Origin of the sequence: Clostridium sp. D53t1_180928_C8 (genome assembly GCF_015667795.1) — a bacterium.
Taxonomy (GTDB): Bacteria; Bacillota; Clostridia; order Clostridiales; family Clostridiaceae; genus Clostridium.
The window spans coordinates 157,027-178,138 of record NZ_JADPEL010000002.1 but is presented as its reverse complement, the minus strand read 5'-3'; the positions used below and the strand labels follow the sequence as shown (position 1 = coordinate 178,138).

Annotated in this window: 17 protein-coding genes; all 17 read left to right on the top strand. The window is 28.3% G+C overall.

Going from position 1 to position 21,112, the window contains the following annotated elements:
* Positions 1–408: 408 nt before the first annotated feature.
* Positions 409–1,086 (top strand): Wzz/FepE/Etk N-terminal domain-containing protein, encoded by a 678-nt coding sequence (locus I4V51_RS02225; protein WP_195986807.1) that lies wholly within the window; start codon positions 409–411, stop codon positions 1,084–1,086.
* Positions 1,087–1,098: 12 nt separating this feature from the next.
* Complete coding sequence (locus I4V51_RS02220) at positions 1,099–1,788, top strand: CpsD/CapB family tyrosine-protein kinase (RefSeq protein ID WP_195986706.1); 690 nt, start codon at positions 1,099–1,101, stop codon at positions 1,786–1,788.
* 117 nt (positions 1,789–1,905) lie between these two features.
* Positions 1,906–3,807 carry a nucleoside-diphosphate sugar epimerase/dehydratase gene (locus I4V51_RS02215; protein ID WP_195986705.1) on the top strand — a complete coding sequence of 634 codons (1,902 nt, stop codon included), beginning with the start codon at positions 1,906–1,908 and terminating at the stop codon, positions 3,805–3,807.
* An 86-nt stretch (positions 3,808–3,893) separates the two neighbouring features.
* Positions 3,894–5,033 carry an aminotransferase class I/II-fold pyridoxal phosphate-dependent enzyme gene (locus tag I4V51_RS02210; RefSeq protein WP_195986704.1) on the top strand — a complete coding sequence of 380 codons (1,140 nt, stop codon included), beginning with the start codon at positions 3,894–3,896 and terminating at the stop codon, positions 5,031–5,033.
* An 8-nt stretch (positions 5,034–5,041) separates the two neighbouring features.
* Positions 5,042–5,677 (top strand): sugar transferase, encoded by a 636-nt coding sequence (locus I4V51_RS02205; protein ID WP_195986703.1) that lies wholly within the window; start codon positions 5,042–5,044, stop codon positions 5,675–5,677.
* Positions 5,678–5,692: 15 nt separating this feature from the next.
* A complete protein-coding gene (locus I4V51_RS02200; RefSeq protein WP_195986702.1) occupies positions 5,693–6,511 on the top strand; it encodes a glycosyltransferase in 819 nt (272 codons plus the stop codon).
* A 21-nt stretch (positions 6,512–6,532) separates the two neighbouring features.
* Complete coding sequence (locus tag I4V51_RS02195) at positions 6,533–7,507, top strand: glycosyltransferase family 2 protein (protein ID WP_195986701.1); 975 nt, start codon at positions 6,533–6,535, stop codon at positions 7,505–7,507.
* A 182-nt stretch (positions 7,508–7,689) separates the two neighbouring features.
* Positions 7,690–8,730: a glycosyltransferase gene (locus I4V51_RS02190; RefSeq protein WP_195986700.1), complete on the top strand. Its 1,041-nt coding sequence runs from the start codon at positions 7,690–7,692 to the stop codon at positions 8,728–8,730.
* Positions 8,731–8,776: 46 nt separating this feature from the next.
* Positions 8,777–10,108, top strand: a complete 1,332-nt coding sequence (locus I4V51_RS21460) for an O-antigen ligase family protein (protein ID WP_195986699.1) — start codon at positions 8,777–8,779, stop codon at positions 10,106–10,108.
* Positions 10,101–11,534: a flippase gene (locus I4V51_RS02180; protein WP_195986698.1), complete on the top strand. Its 1,434-nt coding sequence runs from the start codon at positions 10,101–10,103 to the stop codon at positions 11,532–11,534. Before I4V51_RS21460 ends, I4V51_RS02180 begins: the two co-directional genes overlap by 8 nt.
* 15 nt (positions 11,535–11,549) lie before the next feature.
* Positions 11,550–12,491 carry an ATP-grasp fold amidoligase family protein gene (locus I4V51_RS02175; RefSeq protein ID WP_195986697.1) on the top strand — a complete coding sequence of 314 codons (942 nt, stop codon included), beginning with the start codon at positions 11,550–11,552 and terminating at the stop codon, positions 12,489–12,491.
* 266 nt (positions 12,492–12,757) lie between these two features.
* Positions 12,758–13,924: a nucleotide sugar dehydrogenase gene (locus tag I4V51_RS02170; RefSeq protein ID WP_195986696.1), complete on the top strand. Its 1,167-nt coding sequence runs from the start codon at positions 12,758–12,760 to the stop codon at positions 13,922–13,924.
* Between the two features lie 88 nt (positions 13,925–14,012).
* Positions 14,013–14,990, top strand: a complete 978-nt coding sequence (locus I4V51_RS02165; protein ID WP_195986695.1) for an SDR family NAD(P)-dependent oxidoreductase — start codon at positions 14,013–14,015, stop codon at positions 14,988–14,990.
* A gap of 205 nt (positions 14,991–15,195) precedes the next feature.
* Positions 15,196–17,028, top strand: coding sequence for a glutamine--fructose-6-phosphate transaminase (isomerizing) (gene glmS / locus I4V51_RS02160; protein WP_195986694.1), 1,833 nt, complete (start codon positions 15,196–15,198; stop codon positions 17,026–17,028).
* A gap of 136 nt (positions 17,029–17,164) precedes the next feature.
* Positions 17,165–18,094, top strand: a complete 930-nt coding sequence (locus I4V51_RS02155) for an LCP family protein (protein WP_195986693.1) — start codon at positions 17,165–17,167, stop codon at positions 18,092–18,094.
* Between the two features lie 33 nt (positions 18,095–18,127).
* Positions 18,128–19,471 (top strand): phosphoglucosamine mutase, encoded by a 1,344-nt coding sequence (gene glmM, locus I4V51_RS02150; protein WP_195986692.1) that lies wholly within the window; start codon positions 18,128–18,130, stop codon positions 19,469–19,471.
* 75 nt (positions 19,472–19,546) lie between these two features.
* Positions 19,547–20,905, top strand: a complete 1,359-nt coding sequence (gene glmU, locus I4V51_RS02145) for a bifunctional UDP-N-acetylglucosamine diphosphorylase/glucosamine-1-phosphate N-acetyltransferase GlmU (protein ID WP_195986691.1) — start codon at positions 19,547–19,549, stop codon at positions 20,903–20,905.
* Positions 20,906–21,112: the final 207 nt, after the last annotated feature.

Here is a 21,112-nt window from a genome sequence, read left to right as displayed (position 1 = left end):
AGAAAAAAATTAAAGCGTAAAAAAATATAAATTAAAAAATCTTAAATAAAATTATTAAATAAAGGCAGTAAATGAATAAATAAAACAATTTTAATTACAAAATAAAACATAAAAGTTATAACAAACGTTTACTTAAAGTAAAAAGTTAGATTTTAAGAAACTTTTAAGAAATTTTTTTTTATGATATAATACTTCATGGCAGAAAGATGTTGAAAAAGAGATAAAATTAGAGAAAAAAGGTAAAAATAGAAAAAAAAGATTGATAAAAATGTAGAATATTATTAAAATTAAAATTAAAGATGGTTAAATTAAAGTTTTTTATAAATTTAAATAAAAACTATAAAAGGTAAAATTAAAAAGGAATAATTTTACTTATTAGAAGAAAAGGAGAGTATATTGATGAACGAAATGGAAGAACAAGTAATAAGTATATCGGAAATTTTTGAAGCATTAAAAAAACGTTGGACTCTTATAGTTTCAATAACTTTAGTTGCTACATTAATTTCAGGGGTATTAAGCTTCTTTGTAATTAAGCCAACTTATGAGACAAGCACTAAGGTTTTCGTAGGTAAGGAAGAAACTAACTTAGAGGGATATAACAGTAGTGATATTCAAATGTATAAGCAACTTTTACAAACTTATGCAGAAATGATAAAGACTAATGAGGTTGCACAAGCTGCAATTAATAATACAAATTCAGATTTAACAGTTAAAGATGTCAAAGGCAGTTTAACAGTAACACCAATAACTGATACACAAATACTTCAAATTAAATATCAAAATAAAAATCCAGAAGTAGCAAAATCTATATTAGAAAATATAACTAATGAATTTGTTGTTTTAGCAAAGGAACTTGTTCCAAATGGGAATGTTAGAATAATTGAAGCAGTTCAATTACCAGAACACCCAGTTGCTCCTAATAAAACAATGAATGTTGCAATTGCATTTTTATTAGGACTTATGGTGAGTGTAGGATTAGTATTCCTTATTGAATATCTTGATAATACTTTCAAGAATAAAGAACAACTTGAAAGAGAATTAGATATACCTGTAGTTGGAATTATTCCAGATGTTGAAGAAGTATAGGAGGGATGCTAAATGTTTATAGTTGAAAGAAAACCAAAGTCTATAGCTGCAGAAGCTTATAGAAGTTTAAGAACTAACATACAATATTCTTCTTTTGATAAGAAGTATCAAACTTTAGTTGTTACTAGTGCCAATCCAGGAGAAGGTAAAAGTACTGTATCAGGAAATTTAGCTTTAGTATTAGCTCAAGGGGAGAGCAAGGTGCTTTTAGTTGATTGTGATATGAGAAAGCCTTCTATGCATAAGAAGTTTAGAGTTACTAATACATATGGTATTTCAGATTTATTAGTTGGTAAGCAAAAGCTAGAAACTGTTGTAAATAAGGTAAAATCTAATTTATCTATTATAACAGCAGGAAATGTACCTCCAAATCCAGCTGAAATGCTAGCATCTAAAGCAATGGCTAGTTTTTTAGAAGAAATGAAAAAGGAATATGATTATATTGTTTTAGATACTCCACCACTTCAAGCTGTTGCGGATGCACAAATATTATCAACTAAGGTTGATGGTACATTAATAGTTGTAAGAGCTGGAGCAACTAAAAAAGATGATGTTCATAATTCGGTTTCTATACTTAAAAAGGTTAATGGACATATTATTGGAACTGTTCTTAATGCAGCGGAAAATAAAAAAGATAAATACTACTATCATTATGGAGACGATAATAGTAGAACAGGAAGAAGAGTTAATAGTAAAAAATAAATTTTAGGGTGTAATTATAATTTAAGATGGCAAATTATTAGGGGACGAATAATTTGCCTTTTTTTGAGATAAAGTAATGAAATTAGATTTTAATTTAATAGATGCGGGGGAATATATGTGGAAGAAGAGAGATTAGTAGGAAGGGTATTTAGTAATAGAAAGTTAAAGATAGCAACATTATTAATAGTAGATTTTTTATTAATATTATTAGCATATTTTTTAGCTTTTATATTTAGACTTTACTTGGATAATAATAGTTTAAATGAAATTATTATTTATTTTAGAGGACATATATCTAAGGTTATATTTTTTGCAATAACTTATATTATATCTTTTTATATTAATAAACAGTATAAAAGTGTATGGACTTTAGCTGGAATTGATGAACTTGTAAATGGAGTAATAGCTGTAATTATTGGTATTACTTTAACTTTAGGAATTTCACTGATTAGTATTGATAGAATTCCATTAATGGTAAATATACTTGCTGGAATTATGATTTTAGTTCTTTGTAATGGAGTAAGAATCGCTTGGAGAGTATTAAGAAGAGCTATTAAGTATACTGAAATTGAAAAGAATCAAGATTTTAAAAAGATTCTTATAGTAGGAGCAGGTTCAGGTGGTGCTCTTGTTTCTAATGAGTATAAGAAACACCCTAACTTAGGTAAGAAGGTAGTTGCATTTATTGATGATGATAAGCAAAAGCTTGGAACTTATGTTAATGGTATTAAGGTGTTGGGAAATAGAAACAACATTATAGAAGTTGCTAAGGCTAAAAAGGTCGATGAAATAATAATTGCAATTGCATCTATTAAGGAAGGTGTCCTAAAGGAAATAATACATTGTTGTAAGGATGCTCATATATCAGTAAAGATTATGCCAGGTGTTGCTGAAATGATAGATGGTAAGTTCTCTATTAATAAAATAAGAGATGTAGATGTAGAAGATTTATTAGGAAGAGAATCAATTAAGTTAGATTATGATGGTATAGCAGATTATTTAGAAGAAAAAGTAGTTCTTGTTACTGGTGGGGGAGGATCTATTGGTTCAGAACTTTGTAGACAGATTTCTAAATTTAAGCCTAAGCAGCTTATTATTTTTGATATTTATGAAAATAATGCTTATGAAATACAAAATGAATTAAAAAGAACATTCCCAGAGTTAGATTTAATAACTCTTATAGGATCTGTTAGAGATAGACAAAGACTTAGACAAGTTTATATGAAATATAGTCCTAATGTAGTATTCCATGCAGCAGCCCATAAGCATGTGCCGCTTATGGAGGTTAGTCCAGAAGAAGCAATAAAAAATAATGTTGTTGGTACATTTAATACAGCAGAGTTTGCCAATAGTTATGGAGTAGAAAAGTTTGTTCTTATTTCTACTGATAAAGCAGTTAACCCAACAAATATAATGGGTGCAACTAAGAGAATGTGTGAAATGATAGTTCAAGCCTTTAATAAAGTAAGTGATACAGAGTATGTTGCAGTTAGATTTGGTAATGTTCTTGGAAGTAATGGTTCTGTAATTCCTTTATTTAAAAAGCAAATTGCAGCAGGTGGCCCTGTTACTTTAACGCATAAAGATATTACTAGATATTTTATGACTATACCTGAAGCATCTCAATTAGTACTTCAAGCAGGTGCTTATGCTGAAGGTGGAGAAATTTTTGTTCTTGATATGGGTAAACCAGTAAGAATATATGATTTAGCTGAAAATCTTATTAAGCTTAGTGGATTTGAACCAAATAAGGATATTAAGATTGAAGTTACAGGGCTTAGACCAGGAGAAAAGCTTTATGAAGAGCTTCTTATGAATGAAGAAGGTTTAACTGAAACAAAACATAAAAAGATATTTATTGGTAAACCAGGTGATTTTGAAATATCTGACATTGCTAAAAAGACTGATGAACTTCTTATGTATGCGACTAAGGGAAGTAAGGTTAGACTTAAAAGGCAACTTAAGAGTGTTGTTGATACTTTTAAGGAACCGGATGAAGTTAATAGTAAGGTGGTTTAAGGTTATTAATAAAAGATAAATTTTATGTTAGTAGATAGTAATGTAAAGTATTCTGATATAAAAATAAAAAAATGGGGGAAGAGAACATGGAAAATAAGAGAATATATTTAGCATCTCCTCATATGGGAGGAATGGAGCAGAAATTTGTTAAAGAAGCATTTGATACTAATTGGGTTGCTCCACTTGGACCAAATGTTAATGAGTTTGAAAGAGAAGTAGCGGAATATGTTGGATCTAAGGATGCGGCAGCATTAGTTTCAGGAACATCAGCAATTCATTTAGCATTAAAGGCTTTAGGAATGAAGGCTGGAGATAGAGTTTTTTGTACAAGTTTAACTTTTGCAGCAAGTTGTAATCCAATAATGTATGAAAAAGGTGAACCAGTATTTATTGATTCTGAGCCAAATAGTTGGAATATGTCACCTATAGCTTTAGAAAGAGCTTTTATTAAAGCTAATGAAGAAAATAAAATGCCTATAGCTGTTATAGTAGTTCATCTTTATGGACAATCCGCAGATATGGATAAAATAATGGAAATATGCAATATGTATAATATTCCAATAATTGAAGATGCAGCAGAAAGCTTAGGTGCCACATATAAGGGAAAACAAACAGGGACATTTGGAAAGTTTGGAATATTTTCATTTAATGGAAATAAAATAATTACTACTTCGGGTGGTGGAATGTTAGTTTCCGACGATAAAGAAAAAATAGCAAAAGCTAGATTTTGGTCTACTCAAGCTAGAGATAATGCTAGACATTATGAGCATACAGAACTTGGATATAACTATAGAATGTCTAATATAACAGCTGGAATTGGGAGAGGTCAACTTAGAGTTTTAGATGAAAGGATAGCTCAAAAGAAATATATTTTTGAAAGGTATAGTGAAGCTTTTAAAAATATTAGTGATATTGAAATGATGCCAATATGTGAATATGGTGAACCTAATTATTGGTTATCTTGTATGACTTTAAAAGAAGAAAGTCATATTAAACCTATTGATATTATTTTAGCTTTAGAAGAGATGAATATTGAATCAAGACCAATATGGAAGCCAATGCATATGCAACCATATTATGATGAGTTTGATTTCTTTAGTCATAATGAACAAATTAGTGTTGGAGAAGATATATTTAATAGGGGGTTATGTTTACCGTCTGATACTAAGATGAGTGAAAATGAAGTTAATAAGGTTATAAATATTATTAAAGAATTATTTAATTAGGAGGAGTAATGGAAGCATTAGTTCAAAGTAGTAATGAAATAATTGAGATAAGCAAAGGTAATAAAATATTAAAGAGAAGTTTTGATATTATTATAGGAAGCATTGGATTAGTAATAGCATTACCTATTATATTAATAAGTGCTTTATTATTTAGAATTTGTTATGGAGAATCAGGCTTTTTTACTCAAGTGAGAGTAGGTAAAGATGGTAAAAAGTTTAAAATATTTAAGATAAAGAGTATGTCATCTAAGATTAAATATGATACTACAGTTACGACAGAGCATGATCCTAGAATTACTAAATTAGGTAAGCTGTTTAGAAAAACTAAAATTGATGAATTACCCCAATTAATTAATGTAGTTAAGGGAGAAATGAGTTTTGTTGGACCAAGGCCAGATGTGGAGGAAGTAATTAATACTTTAAGTCCTATAGAAAAAAAGGTTTATCTGTCTGTTAGGCCAGGGATTACAGGTCCTGCTTCTATAAAGTATAAAAATGAAGAAGAGATATTAGCTAAAGTAAGTAATCCAGAGAGATATAGTATTGAGGTTATATTTAGGGATAAAGTTTATATTAATTCTCAGTATATAAATGAATATTCATTTTTAAAAGATATTAAGTATATAGTAGATACAGTTTTATAAAATGGAGGAGAAAGAGTGGATAAATATAGTGTATTAATGTCACTTTACATCAAAGAAAAACCGGAATATTTAAGATTAAGCTTAGAAAGTATGATAAATCAATCTGTTAAACCAGATGAAATTGTTATTGTAAAAGATGGACCGTTAACAAGTGAATTAGAAGTGGTATTAGATGAATATAAAAATACATATCCAACATTAATTAATGTAATTGTTAGTAAGAAAAATGTTGGCTTAGGAAAAGCATTGAATTTAGGTCTTGAAAATTGTAAGAATGAATTGGTAGCTAGAATGGATACTGATGATATATCATTAGCAGATAGATGTGAAAAACAATTAAAAGCATTTAATATGGATAAAGAGTTATGTATAGTTGGAGCAATGGTAGATGAGTTTTATGATAATCCTGAAGAGATAATATCATCAAGAATAGTTCCTACTAGCCATGAAGAAATATATAAATTTGCTAAGAGAAGGAGTGCATTCAATCATCCAACTGTTATGTATAAAAAAAGTGCAGTACTTGGAGTTGGAGGTTACTCAGATTTAAGGAGAAATCAGGATGTTGATTTATTTGGAAGGATGTTATTTGTAGGAAACAAAGCTGCAAATGTGGGAGAATCACTTCTATTGTTTAGGTCAAATAGAGATCTTGCAAAGAGACGCAAAAGTTGGGAAAATACAAAAAGCTATATAACTACTATATATAAATTACATAAGCTTGGATATTCAGGAGTTTCGGATTATACTATAGTTTTTATAGGACAAGTTATAATGTTTTTATGCCCAGTAATAGTTCAAAATTGGTTATATAAGAAGTTGTTAAGGAGTTAGGTATTATAAAGGATGTATAGTATGAAAATATCGGTAGTAATACCTGTATATAATTCAGGTAAATATTTAAAAAGATGTATAGAGAGTATAAGAAATCAGAAATATGATAAATGGGAAGTTATAGCTATAGATGATGGATCTAGTGATAATAGTTATAAAATATTAAAAGAATATTCTATTAAGGATAAAAGAATTAAAGTATATACTCAAAAAAACCAAGGACCTGGAGCTGCGAGAAATAAGGGAATAGAGTATGCTACGGGAAAATATATTGTTTTTATAGATTCTGATGATTATATTGAGGAATATTACTTTGAGGAAATAAATAAATGCATAATAAGGAATAACTCGGATATAATTTTTATAGATATAATACAAGAAGATACAAATGGAAATATTTTAAAGAATGAATTAATGTCTAAATATAAAGAATGTTCTAAGGATATGATAATAAGACATCAAATGACTGGAAAACTACCTTGGGGGGGAGTAAGAAAGGTTGTAAGAACATCACTTGTTAAAGCAAATAACATAAGATACTCTGGTGGAGATGTTGGAGAAGAAGCATTATTTAGTTTTAGGATATTGTATAATTCAGAGATAATATCTTTTGTTGATAAAATTTGTTATCATTATGTAAATCATCCAGATAGTCAATCTAAAAAAGGTAATGATGATCCATGGGGCGGGGTATGTAATAATTTATGTGAATATTTAAAGTCGGAGGGAATTATTAAAGTTTATGAAAAAACAATAAATAGTTTTGCAATTACAGCTTTATTAGTATCTATTAATAGAATATCGCAAAATTATAGCTTTTTTGAAGCTTTATCTAAAGGAAAAAACGCTTTAAATAATTTTAAAGAGAATTATGGATTTAATATTGACTTGGATTCTTTAGAATATAGAGTGAAAGTTATATTGCCTATGATAAAAGCTAATATGATTTGGGCAATTATTGTTGTGGCAAAGATTAAAGGGATGGTTAGACGATAATTTAGATGGATTTTTTACATTATATGTTAAACTGAAAGAATATAGAATACTATGTATTTAAGATATAATTTGATTTTTATAAAAAGTATAAAGAGATAGAAGTAAGAACAGATAATATTAAGAATATATTGAAAGAGAATACAGAATATTTAGTAAGTAGAAAAAATAAAGGGGCAGATACAATGAATAAAGTAAGTATTATAGTTCCTATTTATAATATGGGAAGTAAACTTGAAATATGTGTTAAATCATTAATTATGCAAACTTATAAGAATATAGAAATTATTTTGGTTAATGATGGATCGACGGATGATAGTGCATCTATTTGTGAAAGAGTAAAGGAAAAAGATTCTAGAATACAAGTGTTTCATACAATAAATATGGGATCAGGACCAGCGAGAAATTATGGTATAAGTAGAGCAAGTGGAGTATATGTATATTTTCCAGATGCAGATGATTATATTGAACCAAATACGATAGAAATTTTAGAAAAAATAATGAGAGAAGGCAATCATGATTTGGTAGTTTTTGGATTTAAAAGTGTATTAAAAAACGATAAGGTAAAAAAAATAAAAAGGTATCCTGATATTATTAAGTATGGGGATGAAGTTAGAAATGATTATGCTGATTATATGACAATATCATCTGAATATGGAATCCAAGGGGCCCCATGGAACAAATTTTTTAATATGAAATTAATTAAGCAGCATAATATTAAATATCCAAATCTAAGAAGGCACCAAGATGAAGGATTTATAGCTAGGTATATGACGTATGCAAATAGCATTCATTTTATTCCTGATGTCCTATATACGTATTATACTAATGATTTATCAAGCGAATGGGATAAATACCCAATCGACTATATTGAAGCAGTTAAAGGGTTATATGCGGAAAGAAATAAAAATATTTTGACTTGGAATCCAAATAATAAAACCGTAAAGGAGTTAGTATATAGAGAATTTATTTGTGGAGTTATAAAATCTTTGGAATTGTCATTTTCTCCTAAGTTTAGATTGGATAAAAAAAATAGAATTGAATGGATAAAAGATACTGTTAATAGTTCGCAGTTGTTAGAAAATGAATTACCTATATGCTTAGGGTTATATCAAAAAATTATATATAAGTTAATTAAAGGAAAATATTTTAAATTAGCTTATATATTAATGTATTTTAAAGTTGAAGTTCAAAAAAATGGATTACTAAAGTATATTCATAAATAGTAATAATAAAAATTATTATTATATGTAATTAGTGGAGGTAGCTATAGTGGATGGATACATAGAAGAAAAAAATGGAATAGTGAAACAAAATAAAAATGTTGCAACAAACTCTAATTTTATTATTTATATTTGGGGAATAGCATATATTTTAATAGTTTTTAGTGTAACTCTTTTTTTAAAACAAGATAATATATTAATATATATTATCTATTTTGTGTGCGCAATACCATTTATAAAACATTTAGATAAATATTTAATGATTTGTTATATTATATCAACAATTGCTTATTATTTTATTGGAGCGGATGAAGGAATTTGGAGTATATATACTATTTTAGTAATACTAGCTTTTATAAATATAGTTATTACAAAAAGAATACAAAAGCAGAATATTATATTGTTTCTATTAATAGTAATTGCAACAATTATTTCATATAATCTTTCGGAATTTAATTATAAAAACGGATTATTCTTATTAATATACAATATTACTATTGCTATTATAATAATGATTTCTATTAAATTTGAAAGTGATACATTAACAAACTTCTTGCCGTTATTAGCTTGCACTCAAGTATTAATGTATGCAGTAGTTATGATGTTGTTTGGCGTTAATGAATATGGAAGATGGTCAATATCAAAACTAGTTGATTTTAATACATTTGGTATGTCGGTTGCTCAAATGGGAGTTATATTAGGAGTAAAGGTATTTATTATAAAAAAATCTAGGCTGGCATATAAAATAATATTGATAATAGCTATTATGATCACAATTTTATCGGGTTCTCGTAATGCATTTTTAGGGCTTATAGGATCACTTGTGATAGTATATATTATTAATGCAAAGAGAGAGGGGAGAATTATAGGAAGATTAATGAAAATGATGATAATAGGAAGTGTACTGATGATTATTGGATTAATAATACTCCCAAGTTTTGGAATAGACTTAGCGAGATTTAACTACGTTGAATTAGCTGAAAGTGGCGGTACTAATAGGATGACTTTATGGAAAAAAGTAATAGAGTTAATTATTCAAAAGTATATGTTATTTGGATATGGTCCAGGACATTATTGTTCATCATTAATCGTAAGTCCTTTAGTTAATAGGAATTATGCGCATACACATAATTTATTTATTGAAGCATGGGGAGAGTTGGGGTTATTTGGATTAATACCATTTGTAATTTTAATTCTTATAACTTTTAAAAAATGCTTTAAAAAATATAAATTAGGATTAAGTGGATTAATGTTATTAGGAATATTTTTAGAAATGATTATTAATTGTATTGGAGAAGCACACTTTTGTGATATAGTTTTGTGGATAATAATTGGTAGTATATGGGCTTATAGCAGAAAGGGGAATTATAGAATTGAGTAAATTAAAAGGTAACTTTATATACAGTTGTGTATATCAGTTATTAATTATTTTGTTACCGATAATTACTGCACCATATGTTTCAAGAATACTTGGAGCAGATTTACTTGGGCAATATACTTATACATACACAATTGCATATTATTTTGTTATGTTTGTTATGATGGGTATTTCTAATTATGGAAATAGGTGTATAGCAGCTACAGAAAATAAGAAAGATAGAAATAAAGTATTTACTGAAATTTATACCTTTCAGCTTATATGGGGAGGAATTATATCTATAATATATATTTTATTTATATTTATTAAAAATGACAATATAGATATATATATATATATTATACAGTTTTTTTATGTAATATCAGCTGTTTTTGATGTAAGTTGGTATCTTTTTGGGAGAGAACAATTTAAGCTTTCTGTGACAAGAAATATTATTATTAAAATTTTAGCTGTAATCTGTATATTTACATTTGTAAAAAATGAAGAAGATATATATATATATACAATTATAATGTCTGGGTTTACCTTAGTTGGTCAAGTAGCATTATGGGTTATGGCGATTAAGGAAGAGAAATTTAGAATTGTAGGTCTACATGAAGTTAAAAAGCACATTAAACAAATTTTAATTCTTTTTATTCCAGTGTTAGCTGTAAGCATATATGCATATATGTCTAAGATAATACTAGGAAATATTTCATCAATGGAAGAAGTAACATATTATGATTATGCATATAAGATCATAAGTGCTCCACTTGGTATAATTACAGCACTAGGAACTGTAATGTTGCCTAGAATGTCAAATTTATATGCTAATAACAAGATGAAAGAGGCAAATTCACTTGTAAATAAATCACTTAGATTTGTTTTACTTATTGCTTTACCAATGTGCGTAGGATTAATAATTGTTAGTGAAAAGTTTTGTGTATTATTTTATGGAAGGAATTTTATCAAGTGTGGATATATTATGTCTATTTTAGCATTAACAATACCTTTTATTTCATTAGGTAATGTTATACGAACACAATTTTTAATTCCTTTGAAAAGAGATAAAATATTTGTAAATTCAGTTATAGCTGGAGCGATAATTAATGTTATTATCAATTATTTTTTAATACCTAAATTCGGAGCTATAGGAGCTGCGATTGCTACAGTAATTACAGAAATAGTTGTTTGTATTTATCAAATATACTATGTACGTGATGAAATATATATAAAAGATTTTCTGCTCTCTCAAAAATCAGTATTTATTTCAACAGCTTTTATGTTAGGATGTACATTTATAGTGAATAATCTTATTAATGAATCTATTATAGGAGTTATACTAATTGTATTTACTGGAATCTTATCATATGGAATTATAACTATATTAGTTAATTCCAACATTAGAAATGAGATTAAAAAAAAGGTAAATATTTTTCAAAATAAATAAAATGAGGTGTAGAAAATGAAAAAAAAATTAAAAAGTAAATTTCCAAGTTTATATGAATACTATTTACATATAAAAAGACAGAGAAAAATAAAAGAAATTGAAAAAATAAAGGCAATGCCGATTGGGACTTATCAAAAGATACTTGAAAAATTATATGAGGATAAGATAGGTCATAAATTAAATTGGGATAATTTAATTACATATACAGAAAAAATGCAATGGGAAAAGTTATTTAATAATAATCCATATAAGTCAGTATTAGCTGATAAATATGAAGTAAGAAAGTGGATATCCCAAAAAATAGGGAAAGAATATCTAATTCCAATATTAGGATGCTGGAATTGCTTTAATGAAATAAATTTTGCACAATTACCGAATAAGTTTGTTTTAAAAACTAATCATGGATCAGGAACAATACTCATAGTAAAAGATAAGAATAAGTTAGATAAAAAAAAAGCTAGGGTTATGTTTTCAGATTGGTTAGCGACAGATTATGGATATAACACAGGTTTTGAATTACATTACTCAAAAATTGCGCCTAAAATAATTGCAGAAGAATATATAGAAACAGAATTAGGAGATTTACAAGATTATAAGTTTTTATGTTTTGATGGAAAGCCATATTTTTGCTGGGTGGATATGGGGCGTTACTCTAAGCATACAAGAAATGTATATAATATGGAATGGGAATTGCAACCTTGGAATCAAGCTACGTATGGTGTTTATGAAAAGCCTATTCCAAAGCCTAAAAACTTAGATAAAATGATAGAGTTAGCAACGATTTTATCAGAAGGATTTTCACATGTAAGAGTTGATTTCTATAATATAGATGGAAAAATATATTTTGGAGAAATGACATTTACTAATGGTAGTGGATTAGATAAAATAATTCCTGAAGAATATGATAAAATGTTAGGGGAATTATGGAATATAGATACACATATAAAAAATAAATAATTATGAAAACAATTATAAAATATAATTTCTGTATAGTTAGGATGTAAAAAAGTCGGAAAAAATACAAATGATAATTTGTTTGTGAATAAAAGTTGTAGTGACATATAGATTTTAGAAGTTGATATAAGTTAATTGAGATTAAATTATAATATAAAAATAGGAAATTAGTTTTATTGTGTAGATTTACGAGAGAGTGTATAAATGGTTTAAATAAGGATAGAATCTGCAAAGTTTGTACTAATTAAATGTAAAGGGGAAAATAGAAAATGAAGATAGCAATAGCAGGAACAGGATATGTTGGATTATCTAATGCGGTTCTATTAGCTCAAAATAACGAGGTAGTAGCAGTAGATATTATCCAAGAAAAAGTAGATATGATTAATAATAAAGTATCTCCAATAGTGGACAAGGAGATACAAGATTACTTAACTAATAAAGAGTTAAATTTAGTAGCAACAACAGATGTATATTTAGCATATAAGGATGCAGAGTTTGTTATAATTTCAACTCCAACGAATTATGATCCAGAAAAGAATTATTTTAATACAAGAAGTGTTGAAGCTGTAATAGCAAATGTACTTTCAATTAATCCAGAAGCAACAATGGTTATTAAATCAACAGTTCCAGTTGGATATACTGAAAAAGTAAGAGCTATGTTTGAGTGCGATAATATAATTTTCTCACCAGAATTCTTAAGGGAGGGACGAGCTTTATATGATAACCTTCATCCTTCAAGAATAATAGTTGGAGAGCAATCTGAAAGAGCTAAGAAGTTCGCTAATCTTTTAATAGAAGGTGCAATTAAAGAAGACATTCCAGTATTATTTACAGATAGTACTGAAGCTGAAGCCGTTAAATTATTCTCTAATACATATTTAGCATTAAGAGTAGCATACTTTAATGAACTAGATACATATGCAGAACTTAGAGGATTAAATACCCAACAGATAATTGAAGGGGTAGGTTTAGATCCAAGAATAGGAACTCATTATAATAATCCTTCATTTGGATATGGGGGATATTGCCTGCCGAAGGATACTAAACAATTAAGAGCTAATTATGATGATGTACCTAATAATATAATTAGTGCTATAGTGGATGCCAATAGAACTAGAAAAGACCATATTGCAGATCAAATAATAGCTAAAAATCCTAAAAAAGTTGGTATATATAGATTAACAATGAAAACAGATTCAGATAACTTTAGAGCTTCTTCTATTCAAGGAATAATGAAGAGAATAAAGGCTAAAGGAATTGAAGTAGTAGTTTATGAACCAGTTTTAAAAGAAGATGAGTTTTTCCATTCAAAAGTAATTAAAGATTTAGATGAGTTTAAATCAGTATCTGATGTTATAGTATCAAATAGATTATCAAAAGAATTATTTGATGTAGAAGAAAAAGTATATACTAGAGATTTATTTAATAGGGACTAGCTTAGGTTAAAAATAGACATTAATATATAAAATAGTAATACTTTAGGGTATTACTATTTTAATTAAATAAAGGAAAGAGGAATATTATATGAGAACAATATTAGTTACAGGTGGAGCTGGTTTTATAGGATCTCATCTATCAGAGAGATTATTAAAAGAAGGCAATAAAGTATTAATTATAGATAACTTTAATAATTATTATGATCCATCAATAAAAAGAAATAATGTAGAAGAAGTTAAGAAAACTTGTATAGAAAATAATATATCTTTAGATAATTATAAAGTATTTGAAGGTGATATTAGAGATAATGAATTTTTAAAAAAAGTATTTTCTAACAAGATAGATTCAATAATGCATTTAGCTGCATGTGCAGGTGTTAGACCTTCAATAGAAGATCCATCATTATATTATGATGTAAATATAACTGGAACAGTTAATCTTTTAGAAAGATGTAGAGAAACAGGAGTTAAACAATTTGTATTTGCTTCAAGTTCATCAGTATATGGAAATAATGAAAAAGTACCATTTTCTGAAGCTGATAGAGTAGACAATCCTATATCACCATATGCAGCAACAAAAAAATCAGGTGAGCTTTTATGTCATACATATCATCATTTATTTGATATAAACTTTGCTTGTTTAAGATTCTTTACAGTATATGGACCAAGGCAACGTCCAGATTTAGCAATTAATAAATTTACTTCATTAATATTAGAAGATAAAGAGATACCGTTCTATGGTGATGGGACTACTTCAAGAGATTATACTTTTGTTGAAGATATTGTTACTGGAATAATTGGAAGTATTAACTATGTAAATACTGATAAGAAAGTATTTGAAATATTTAATATTGGTGGAGATAAGACTGTATCTTTAATTGAAATGGTAGAAACTATTGAAGAAGTTTTAGGAAAGAAAGCTAAGTTAAATAGATTACCAATGCAACCTGGCGATGTTAATAGAACTTGTGCTGATATAACTCACTCTAAGGCAACTATAGGGTATAATCCAAAAACTACTTTTAAGGAAGGTATTAAAAAGTTTATTGCTTGGAAGTTAAGATGAATTAAATAGAAAGAGTATAAATTATATTTTTTTACTTAAACGTGGTGATATTATAAATATAAATAAAAAAATATATAATATAACCCAATTAGATCATATATATTGAAGTACATCGTGTATATTCATAATAAATAAAGCGCTATAATTACTATACATTTAAAAGAAATTAAACGTACTACAAATCATAGTAATAAGGGGAATAAATATGTGTGGAATAGTAGGATATATAGGGAAAAGACAAGCAGCTGATTTATTAGTTGAAGGTCTTTCAAAATTAGAATATAGAGGATATGATTCAGCAGGTGTTGCAATCATAGAAGATAAAAAAATAAGCGTTAGAAAATTAAAAGGTAGATTAGCTAATTTAGAAAATGATCTAAATGCTAATTCAATAAATGGACATATAGGGATAGGTCATACAAGATGGGCAACTCATGGTGAGCCATCAGATGTTAACTCTCATCCACATTCAAATGGTAATGCAACAATTAGTGTTGTACATAATGGAATTATTGAAAACTATATGAGATTAAGAGAATGGTTAACTGGTAAAGGATATGAATTCTTATCAGAAACTGATACAGAAGTTATACCAAACTTAGTTGATTACTATTATAGAGATGGAAGAAATCTTTTTGATGCAGTAGTTAAAGCTACAGCTAAATTAGAAGGAAGCTTTGCCATTGGAGTTATTGCAAACAATGAGCCAGACAGAATAATCGCAGTAAGAAAAGATAGTCCTCTTATAGTTGGATTAGGAGAAAATGAAAGCTTTATAGCTTCAGATATTCCAGCAGTTTTAAATCATACTAGAGATATTTATTTATTAGAAGATAAGGAATTTGTTATCTTAACTAAAGATGGAGTTGAGCTTATAACTGAAGATGGTGAAAAGATTGAAAAGGAAGTTTACCATGTAACTTGGAATGTTGATGCTGCTGAAAAAGGTGGATATGAAGACTTTATGCTTAAAGAAATTCATGAACAACCAAAGGCAGTAAGAGATACTTTAGCAGGAAAGATTGCTTTAGGAAAAGAAATAACTTTAGATAATGTTAAGTTTACTAAAGAAGAATTAGAAAACTTTGATAAAGTTTATATAGTAGCTTGTGGAACAGCTTATCATGCAGGTGTTGTAGGTAAAACTGTTATTGAAAAGTTAGCTAAAATACCAGTAGAAATAGATGTTGCATCTGAATTCAGATATAGAGAACCATTAATAACAGATAGAACTTTAATAATAGTAGTATCTCAATCAGGGGAAACTGCTGATACTTTAGCAGTTCTTAGAGATGGACAAAGACAAGGAGCTAGGGTTTTAGCTATAACTAACGTTGTAGGGTCTTCAGTATCAAGAGAAGCTGATGATGTAATTTACACATTAGCAGGACCAGAAATTGCAGTTGCATCAACTAAGGCTTATGTAACTCAGTTAGCAGCATTCTATATTTTAGGATTATACTTTGGTAGATTAAAAGAAACTATAACTGAAGAATATGCAGAAGAAGTTAAAGCTGAAATGCTAACAATTCCAGAAAAGATTGAAAGATCCTTAGAAATGCAGGAAGAGCTTCAAAGATATGCTGATAAACACTACAATCATAGGGATATCTATTTCTTAGGAAGAGGATTAGACTATGCTGTAGCTATGGAAGGTTCTTTAAAGCTTAAAGAAATATCTTATATCCATTGTGATGCTTATGCTGGTGGAGAATTAAAGCATGGACCAATTGCTTTAATAGATAAAGGAACTGCAGTTATTACACTATTGACTCAAGAGGCTTTAAAGGATAAGATGATATCTAACGTAAGAGAAGTTTCTACAAGAGGTGGAAATATATTTGCAGTTGTTAATGAAGGGGATGAAACATCAAAGGAAGTTGTTGATTCATTAGTTTATATTCCAAAGACTATTGATTTATTAACTCCAATGATAAGTGTTGTACCACTTCAATTAATATCTTACTATGTTGCAAAACAAAAGGGATGTGACGTAGATAAGCCAAGAAACTTAGCTAAGTCAGTTACAGTTGAATAATTTAAATGATAAAAAATAAGCCTCTGTATAAATTATAGAGGCTATTTTTATAAATGCTAGTAAGTAATTATATAGTAACTTTGCCAACAATTAGATTAAAATATAAATTATAAATAAAGTTGTGGAGGAAAGTAACATGAAAAAAAGAAGTAAAATTGTCTTATTGGTTTTAGGGATTATTTTTAGTATTATTTTAGTAACCATCGGGGGAATATATGCCTATGGAAATCATCTATTTAATAAAGTAGAAAAGATTGAAATAGATAAGTCAGATGTTGGAATAAGTGATAAGGTAGAAGAAAAATTATCAGAGTACAATGATAGTATTACCAATATTGCTTTATTTGGTATAGATGCTGAAGATGGAAAGGCAGGTAGATCAGATTCTATAATAATTGCAACAATTGATGAAACTCATAAAAAGTTAAAGCTAACATCAATTATGAGAGATTCTTATGTTGAAATTGAAGGGCATGGAACTGATAAGATTAATCATGCATATGCATTTGGGGGACCACAGTTAGCGATAAAAACCTTAAACAAAAATTTTGACTTAAATATAGATAATTTTGTGGCAGTTAACTTTACAACATTACCAAAAATAATTGACATGTTAGGTGGAGTGACTATTGATATAACTAGCGAGGAAGTAAGTCATATTCCAGGAATTGATGTTGCAGGTACATATACTTTAACTGGTGAGCAAGCGCTTGCATATTCAAGAATAAGATATGCTACTGGGGGAGACTATGTAAGAACAGATAGACAAAGAACTGTTTTAAGTAAAGTTTTTGAAAAAATATTATCTATAAATGTTACACAATATCCAAGTTTATTAAGTGAGATTTTACCTATGGTACAAACAAACTTAGATTATTCTCAAATATTAAACTTTGGAAACGAAGTATTAAAGATGGGTATAACAAGCTTAGAACAAGAAAGATTTCCTAGAGATGAATATTGTGAAGGGAAAATGATAGATAAAATTTATTATTTAACTTTTGATAAGGAAAATACAGTACAGCAATTACACGATTATATATTTGAAGATATAAAAAAATGGTAGTAAATAATTAAGATAATAGGAGTGATAAGAAATATGGCAAGAATGTTTGGAACTGATGGAGTTAGAGGTATTGCTAATACAGAATTAAGTGCAGAATTAGCTTATAAATTAGGTAGAGCAGGAGCTTATGTATTAACAGAAGGAACACATAAGCCAAAGATATTAGTTGCTAAAGATACTAGAATATCAGGAGATATGTTAGAGTCAGCTTTAGTTGCAGGGATACTTTCAGTTGGTGCAGAAGCTATAATTTTAGGAGTAGTACCAACACCAGCAGTGGCTCATTTAACAAGAGAATATAATGCAGATGCAGGAGTTATGATTTCAGCATCTCATAATCCAGTTGAATATAATGGTATTAAGTTTTTTGATGGAAAAGGGTACAAGTTATCAGATGAATTAGAAGATGAAATTCAAAGAACAATTGAAAATGGCTTTGAAGGAGTACCAAGTCCAGTTGGAGAAGGTGTTGGTAGAGTATATAAGGAAGAATCAGCTTTATATGAATATATAGAATATGCAAAAAGTACAATAAAAACAGATTTAAAGGGATTAAAGGTTGCTTTAGATTGTGCAAATGGTGCTGCATATAAGGCTGCAGTTAAGGCATTTAGAGCTTTAGGTGCAAGAGTTTACGTAATTAATGATAATCCAGATGGAAACAACATAAATGAAAATTGTGGTTCAACTCATATGGAAGAATTAATGGATTACGTAGTAAGAAAAAAATGTGATATTGGATTTGCTTTTGATGGTGATGCAGATAGATGTTTAGCTGTTGATGAAAAAGGAAACATGATAAATGGTGATTTCCTATTAACAATATGCGCAAAGGCTTTAAAGGAAGCTGGGCAATTAAAGGATGATACTTTAGTTGTTACAGTAATGAGTAATTTAGGATTAGACATTGCTGCTAAAAGAGAAGGTATTAACTTAGTTAAGACTAAGGTTGGAGATAGATATGTACTTGAAGAAATGCTTAAGAACAATTATATATTAGGTGGAGAACAATCAGGTCACATAATATTCCTTAATCACAATACTACTGGAGATGGCTTAGTTAGTGCACTTCAAGTAGCAGCTATATTAAAAGAAAGTGGAAAGACTTTTAGTGAATTAGCTGGAGTGATGAAGGAGTTACCACAAGTATTAGTTAATGCTAAGGTTCCTAATGAAAAGAAGAATATTTATTTAGAAGATACAGAAATAATTGAAGCTATTAATAATGTTGAAGCTAAATTAAATGGTATTGGTAGAGTTCTTATAAGACCATCAGGAACAGAGCCTTTAGTAAGAGTTATGCTTGAAGGTGAAAATCAAGATGAAATAAATGAAATGGCAAATAGTTTAGTTAACTTAATATTAAGCAAAATTTAATTAATATATATTATATGGGGAAAAGAGAAAACTTCACTTTTCCCTGGTACTGAAATAGGGGGAATAAGATAAAGTATGTATAATTGTGCACTAATATTAGCAGCAGGACAAGGAACAAGAATTAAATCAGATTTACCAAAGGTATTACATAAGGTTTGTGGTAAGGAAATGGTGAACCATGTTATAGATACATTAAGAAAAGCAGAAATTAATGATATTAACCTAATTATAGGGAAGGGTTCAGAGTTAGTTAAGGCTAAAACTGAAGATAGAGAAGTATCATATTCATTACAAGAAGAACAGTTAGGAACAGGACATGCAGTAAAATGTGCTATAGATTTCTTAAAGGATAAAGAAGGAACTGTAGCAGTATTATGTGGTGATGCACCATTAATAACTGAAGAAACTATTAAAAGATTATTTGAGGTACATTCTTTAAGTAGCAATAAGGCAACTCTTTTAAGTTCAATATTAGATGATGCTAGTGGATATGGAAGAATCATTAGAAATGGTGATGAAGTATTAAAAATAGTTGAACATAAGGATTGTAATGAAGAGGAATTAAAAGTTAGAGAGATGAATGCTGGAGTTTATTGTTTTGATATAGTTTCTTTATTAGAAGCATTAGAAAAGTTATCAAACAATAATTCACAAGGTGAATATTATTTAACTGATGTTATTGGAATATTAAAAGAGCAAGATGAAAAGGTTGGTGCTGTTGTAACTAACTTTGAAGAAACTATTGGTGTTAACTCAAGAGGGCAACTTGCACAAGTTGAACATGAATTAAGAAAAAGAATTAATTCAATTCACTTAGAAAATGGAGTTACATTAATAGATCCATCAAATACTTACATTGGAGCTGAGGTTATTATTGGAAAAGATACAATAATATATCCTGGTAACGTTATTGAAGGTAATACTGTAATTGGATCAGGATGTTTATTATATCCTAATTCAAGAATAAGCAATTCTTCTATTGCAGAAAATGTTGAAATTCAAAGTTCTGTTATTTTAGATAGTGTTATTGGTAGTGATACTACAGTTGGTCCTTTTGCATATATACGCCCACAATCAATTATAGGGAATCACGTAAGAGTTGGGGATTTCGTTGAAATTAAGAAATCAACTATTGGTGATAATACTAAGGTTTCTCATTTAACATATATAGGAGACGCTGAAGTGGGAGAAAGTTGTAATTTTGGATGTGGAACTGTTACTGTAAATTATGATGGTAAGAACAAGAATAAGACTATTATAGGAAACAACAGTTTTATTGGATGTAATACAAACTTAATATCTCCAGTAACTGTAGAAGACAATACTTATATTGCTGCTGGTTCTACTATTACTAATGATGTGAAAAGTGGGGAACTTGCAGTAGCTAGAGCGAAGCAAAGAAATATTTCAGGATGGGTTGAAAGAAGAGGATAAGATATATGGTAATAAAGTAGGGAAGGAATTTTTAATTTCTTTCCCTGTTATGAGTAAATTTATGGGGGCTTAATATGGAGAAGTTTAATAATAGAAAATTTAAATTAAAAGTGGTATTTTTAGGTGTATCTATAACTATTATTACTGCATTAATAGTACATGCTTTTATTACTTCAATTAATAGGTAGCTTTTAAGGGTTAACTATA